Genomic DNA, 1,534 nt, shown 5'->3' with positions numbered 1-1,534 from the left:
CTCAACTTTCGCAGAGTAAAAATGACATCTAACCTTTATCTGGTAAAGTACTTTTGGAAATTCATTATGGACCTTGACATCTGCCTACTATAAAAAAGAAAAACACCTCCACTTTTGGTATAGTTTAATTGTCTAGAAAAAAACTACCAAATAGAAGAGGTGCCTCCTACTATGATAGCGAATAATGACCAAAATAATCAAATGCCAACCGAATTAAAATCTGGTTTTAATGAATTAGAGATGCTTAAACATTTGCGGAAAGCCGGTATCACCAAAGGATTTGGGTTTTCTTGTGCTTATTTATTTCAGCTCCTATTTTGTTTAATTTTCGAACAGAAAAATTGGTTTCGATTGCTTGAAAGCAAAAAATCAGAAAGTCTGCCAGGGAAAGACACCATCTATCGCTTTTTAAACTATTCCAAGTATAATTGGCGCCGTTTTTTACTTTCACTAAGTGCTTCAACCATTTCTAAAGTAAGTCGGTTGACCAAAAATGATCGTCCAAAAGTGTTAATCGTTGATGACTCTGCCTATGAACGGAACCGGAGTAAGAAAGTAGAATTACTGGCTCGCTGTTTTGATCACGCATCTCAAAAAATGCGTTTTTACAAAGGTTTTCGTATGCTTACGCTTGGTTGGTCGGATGGTGCCACTTTCATGCCAGTCGACTTCTCCTTATTAAGCTCAAAGAAGTCAAAAATCAATGATATTTCGAATAAAGTAGACAAACGCACTTCTGGTTATAAAAGACGGGAAGAAGCCCTACAAACAGCTCCAGAACAACTACCATCTATGATTTCACGGGCACTTTCTGCAGGAATAGACGCATCTTATGTGTTAATGGATAGTTGGTTTACCCAGCAGCCACTGATTCAATCGATTGTGGAACAAGGTATAGACGTGATTGGTATGGTGAAAGCTACCAATCAACGTTATTTAGTTGATGAAAAACGGGTTAATTTAAAAGAACTTTATCGTCTAGCGAAACCAGCATCGGGAAACAAAAGTATCTTGCGCTCTATTCATACAACGATGGCAAACGGAGTACCAGTAAAAGTTGTATTCGTTCGAAATCGCAATAAAAGAAGTGAATGGTTAGCTATCTTAAGTACGGATTGTACGTTAACAGAAACAGAGATTATTCGAATTTACGGAATGCGCTGGGACATTGAAGTCTTTTTCAAGGCGACAAAATCTCTGTTGAAATTACAAAAGGAATTTCAAGGTAGATCCTATGATTCACTAATCAGCCACACGACGATTGTCTTTTCAAGATATATCCTTTTGTCTTGGCAAAACCGCTGTAGTACAGATGACCGCACACTTGGCGGGATGTTTTATGAACTTTGTGACGAAGTAAATGAACTGGATTGGGCAGTTGCATTACAACAACTAATCGAGCTTCTTGAAGATGCTTTGAATAAAACGAACAAGAAATTCAAAAAGTTAATCAAAAGTCAACTACAGTATTGGTTTGCGGGATTACCTAACTATATCAAGGTATACCTGCCTAGTTTGGGCTGCGAAAGTTGAG

At 37.5% G+C, this 1,534-nt stretch carries 1 protein-coding gene; it reads left to right on the top strand.

Annotated elements, in window-relative coordinates:
• The first annotated feature begins 171 nt into the window (after positions 1 to 171).
• Positions 172 to 1,533: an IS4 family transposase gene (locus tag ABRT01_RS18200; protein ID WP_269411003.1), complete on the top strand. Its 1,362-nt coding sequence runs from the start codon at positions 172 to 174 to the stop codon at positions 1,531 to 1,533.
• Position 1,534: the final 1 nt, after the last annotated feature.

Source organism: Lentibacillus sp. L22, from assembly GCF_040812445.1.
GTDB classification, from domain to species: Bacteria; Bacillota; Bacilli; order Bacillales; family Amphibacillaceae; genus Lentibacillus_C; species Lentibacillus_C daqui.
Note: the sequence above shows the minus strand (reverse complement) of the source record. Positions and strands in the feature narration are given on the sequence as shown.

What these genes read in the sequence shown, in the direction of transcription:
- ABRT01_RS18200 (WP_269411003.1), top strand. Translation starts at nt 172, where the DNA reads ATGATAGCGAATAATGACCAAAATAATCAAATGCCAACCGAATTAAAA.